This window comes from Turicibacter sp. HGF1 (genome assembly GCF_000191865.1).
Lineage (GTDB): Bacteria > Bacillota_I > Bacilli_A > MOL361 > Turicibacteraceae > Turicibacter > Turicibacter sanguinis.
Map to the genome: position 1 here is coordinate 1 of NZ_AEXQ01000107.1, position 4,190 is coordinate 4,190.

A 4,190-nucleotide genomic window follows, 5' to 3' on the forward strand; every position below is an offset into this window, starting at 1 on the left:
TAAAAGCTGTTACTAAATATTTGAACAGCTTTTTATTATTTAACGGTATAAGTTTTTATAAAATTTTGTAAAGATGATACATCTTCTGAAATACTTTCTAAATCATTGCCATAATTATCAGATAATGTAGTTCTATCAAAGGTTATCGTCTCTTGGTCTCCGATATTAAAATTTACAATCTCTGCATTTGTAACGAGAGATAAGATAATCATTGAGTTTCCTTGTAATACCTCGTTTAATGCAACTTTTGACGTTGAACCATCTTCTAACTCAACAGTAGCCTCGTCAAATGGTTTGTAATTAATCGTCACCTCATACGGTTCTTTACTTGTTTGTAATTCAAAACCGTCTAAATGCTCATGGGCTGGCAAAATCTCTATAATATGACCAACAGCAGAATTATCACCAACATAAGACCCTTTGTAATTTAACAAATCAGTCATATTCGTTGGTTTCCCACAACCGACAAGAACTAATGATAACAACATTGAAATCATAAGTAACTTCTTCATTCCAATCACCCCCTATTTTCTATTATATATCAAATTCCATTTTTTTACAACAAACTGAGGTGTTAGTCTTTACATAATAAAATTAGCTATTCTTCCTCGAATTATTTCGTTAGACACTACAGAATAACTTGCTTGTGATTGTACATAAGCTTTCTGGATTTTTAGAAGTTCTTTTTCATCTTTAAAAAGCTCAATCCACTTGAACCACATTAAATAACTATGTAAATGCTTAGTTGAGACCCCTCTAAACTTTTGTAAGAAACCTTTAAAGTTACTATGAAACGCATTAATATGTTGGATGTGATAGATACCTTTCATATGTTTTCCGGATGGAATGGCTTTATGCTCTAAGTCCAGTTGTTTAGCTAATTTCCCATAGCCATGCGCACTATCGGTACACAAAATAGAATAAGGAGCGATATGCCCCTCAAAGAAGCGTTTTAGGTTATCATATTTCACTCGTCCTGTTCCTATCATACCAATTAAAATATTGCCTGTTCTGTCTAATGCCGTTCCAATACAGACTTGTTCACTTGATAAGCCACGTTTTCCAACAGACTCCCCACCACGTTTACGGGGTGGTCTTGGCATTGTAAATCGTTTACTTTTAGAATGGTTTCCTTTATAGCTATAACGAAGATAACATTCGTCTGCTTCAACCAATCCATCAACTTCTCCTGTTCCCATGAATGAACTAAGAGCATCTAAAATTTTATGTCGCCAAAAGAAGGCTGTGGCGAGGTTAATATTACATTCCCATGCACAACGGCGTAAGCTATATCCCTTAATCATGCATTCAATATAATCAATCCATACTTTTGTTTCTTTCTTTGAATAAGCAGTTGGCGTTTGAGTTTGTTGGCTAAATGATTTTCTACAATTACGACAGAGATAACGTTGATTTCCTTTTGCTTTACCATTCTTTACAATATGGTCGCCATGACAAAAAGGGCATTTATATTGCCCTGATGAATACCTGGTTTCTTGAATCTCAGTTTGAAGTTTAGATAAATCGGATTTAAAGATTCCTTTTTCAACTTCAACTAAGATTTCTGATAAATCAATCGGTGATACTCGCTTTAAAAGTGCTAAAATAACTGCTTTTGGCATAAATCAAACTCCTCAAACATACGTTCTGATAATATTATAATGGATATTTTAGTAGGGAGTTATGCAAATTCTGTGTGAAATATCAACACTTTTCTAAAACAGAGCCTTAATTAAAGAAATAATGTTAAATTTGAAGAGATAATCAATCCCTATTTATCTAAAAAACCTTCTCAAAAAAAAAGAACTGTAGTGAACCCCAAAAGTTGAACTTAATATTATGCAGCTAATTGGCTGGTATGAATTTGCTATTGGACTGGACTCATGCCAGCCAATTTTCTTTTGATTCGTTTATGATTATAGTAGTATATATATTTTTCAATGGCTTCTTTTAACTCCTCATAGGTTTTAAATGTCTTTCCATAGTACATTTCTTGCTTAAGTATGCCAAAGAAGTTTTCCATAGGAGAATTATCTAAACAATTCCCTTTTCGTGACATACTTTGAAAGACTCTATTTTTCTTTAAGGTTTGAACCCACTTTTGATGCTGATACTACCAACCTTGATCGGAATGAATCGTTGTTCTATAGGTTGCTTGTTTGATTATAGGTAGGACTTGATTTAATGACTCCATGACAAAACTTAAGTCAGGTTTATGACTCATTGAAAAGGATAAAATTTCACCTGTTGCCATGTCCATGATAGGGCTTAAATATAATTTCTTTCCTTCTTATGTTTTAAATTCAGTCACATCTGTTGTGAGTTTCTGATAAGGATAAGGTGTATGAAATCGACGATTGATTCGATTCTTTGCGATAGTTCCTATTTTCCCTTTATATGAGCGATATTTACGTGTTTTATGGCTAAACTTAATACAACTAATTCCTAGCTTTTTCATCAGGCGATAAACTTTCTTATGGTTAACCTGATGACCTCGATGATGAAGCTCATCTGTGATTCGACGATAACCGTAATTCTCATCATTTTCTTTAAAAATAGTTAAAATGAGGTCTTCAAGCTCTTGATCTGGATTATCTTGTGCCATCTTTTTGCCCCAGTAATAGTAAGTTGATTTTGGAAATTTCGTCACTTTTAAAATATCGGATAAATGAAACTCATCCGTTAATTCTTCTATGATTTTTGTTTTGATTTAATTGTGTGACTCCAGGGGGCAATCCCATGAGCCTGACACTTTTTTAAGTATTCAATCTCTATTCTTAATCATTTATTTTCTTCTTCTAATTGTTGTTCACGTGTTAATGTTTTGGATTGTTTAGATTGTTTTGCTTTTGTCATAGGGGATTGAGGCCTTCCTTTCGGTTTAAAGAATGCCTCAATACCATCTCTAAGAAATTTTGTATTCCAATTCGCAATGGTTCCGATATCTGAAATTCCAAAGTGATTAGCAGTTATACTATATGAGACACCTGTTGTTTTCATATAGTTTAATACATTTAACCTAAATTCACCAGTGTAATCTTGTCTTTGTTTACGCTCTAATCCCTTTTTTCCAAATAATTTGTATTGTCTAACCCATTCTTGAACCTATTTAGAACTTGAAATCTGATATTTTTGAGTAAGGTAAGCATAAGTTACATTACCATTTAAATATTCTTTAATCACTTGATGTTTAAATTTCGGATTATATTTGGTCATAAAAATGCACCCCTAAAGTTAGAATTTTTAGTCTAACATTTGGGGTGCACATCAAACTATAGTATCTTCTTAATCTCACAATATTCTATTACCTTAGCAACTTAGAATAAAGTCTCAGAGTAGGATATCATATCCCCTCCTCAAAACTCTCTCACTCATCAATTAATAAATCTATCCCCCTCTTTATGAATCCAGGCTTTGATTTTTAGTTATCTACCTAAAAATCTTTGTTTGATGAATTTAAATCAGTGAAGTCATCAGTAGAAAGGATGTTATTTCTCTCGTATGATACTGATAGAAAATAGATTAATCAATATCTAACCTATTTTCTATCTTATTTTAATCGATATAAAAAAGAAACTAGTTCCTGCATCAAAAATATTATCATTAACATTTATTCATCTTATATCAGTTTAATTAAGTAACTTATTTATCAAGCTAAAATTATCCTTGATAAATTCTACCTTGTTCAATCTCTTTTTTCCTAGAATAAAACACATATTAGACGATGTAAAATCAAAAATGTAATAAGACATTTAAGCGGTAATAGTGACTATTTTAAAATTTCACACATCCACCGATAAATCAACTTATCATTTTGCGTATTATTATAAAATTTCTACGCGTGAAAAAGAATATCCTCTACTCTTACTCTCATCAGAAATTCAAAGAACTTTATAAAATCATAAAATATATACTTCTTCTATCTATAATATTTTAACAATCTCCTACGCCCATATTTAAATTCAACAAACAAAGTACTTTTCTATATCATAACTTTTACTACTAAGTATCTGTCATACAAAGCATTTTTCCGCTTCTGAAAATTCCAAATCTAACCAATTCTATAAAACTAGTAGCCAAGCTACCTAAAGTTTTCGTTTAAAGTTATTCATTACAATTGGCTATAATTGATGAAAATTTGATTAGTAATAATATTCAATAAAGAAACATGAAAACTGTTAGTTTACGTA

General features: G+C 31.4%; 3 protein-coding genes and 2 pseudogenes. All 5 read right to left on the reverse strand.

Annotated elements, in window-relative coordinates; translation table 11 throughout:
• Window positions 1–35 precede the first annotated feature (35 nt).
• Window positions 36–512, reverse strand: coding sequence for a DUF4825 domain-containing protein (locus HMPREF9402_RS10675; RefSeq protein WP_006783731.1), 477 nt, complete (start codon window positions 510–512; stop codon window positions 36–38).
• A gap of 69 nt (window positions 513–581) precedes the next feature.
• Window positions 582–1,622 carry an IS1595 family transposase gene (locus HMPREF9402_RS10680; protein ID WP_006783730.1) on the reverse strand — a complete coding sequence of 347 codons (1,041 nt, stop codon included), beginning with the start codon at window positions 1,620–1,622 and terminating at the stop codon, window positions 582–584.
• 245 nt (window positions 1,623–1,867) lie between these two features.
• Window positions 1,868–2,062: pseudogene (locus HMPREF9402_RS15055) on the reverse strand (transposase); the annotation flags it as partial.
• A gap of 228 nt (window positions 2,063–2,290) precedes the next feature.
• On the reverse strand, window positions 2,291–2,605 hold the full coding sequence (locus tag HMPREF9402_RS10690) for an IS3 family transposase (protein WP_081448235.1): 315 nt from the start codon (window positions 2,603–2,605) through the stop codon (window positions 2,291–2,293).
• Between the two features lie 176 nt (window positions 2,606–2,781).
• Window positions 2,782–3,012 (reverse strand): annotated as a pseudogene (locus HMPREF9402_RS10695) (helix-turn-helix domain-containing protein); the annotation flags it as partial.
• Between the last annotated feature and the right edge of the window lie 1,178 nt (window positions 3,013–4,190).

What these genes read in the sequence shown, in the direction of transcription:
- HMPREF9402_RS10675 (WP_006783731.1), bottom strand. Translation starts at nt 512, where the DNA reads ATGAAGAAGTTACTTATGATTTCAATGTTGTTATCATTAGTTCTTGTC.
- HMPREF9402_RS10680 (WP_006783730.1), bottom strand. Translation starts at nt 1,622, where the DNA reads ATGCCAAAAGCAGTTATTTTAGCACTTTTAAAGCGAGTATCACCGATT.
- HMPREF9402_RS10690 (WP_081448235.1), bottom strand. Translation starts at nt 2,605, where the DNA reads ATGGCACAAGATAATCCAGATCAAGAGCTTGAAGACCTCATTTTAACT.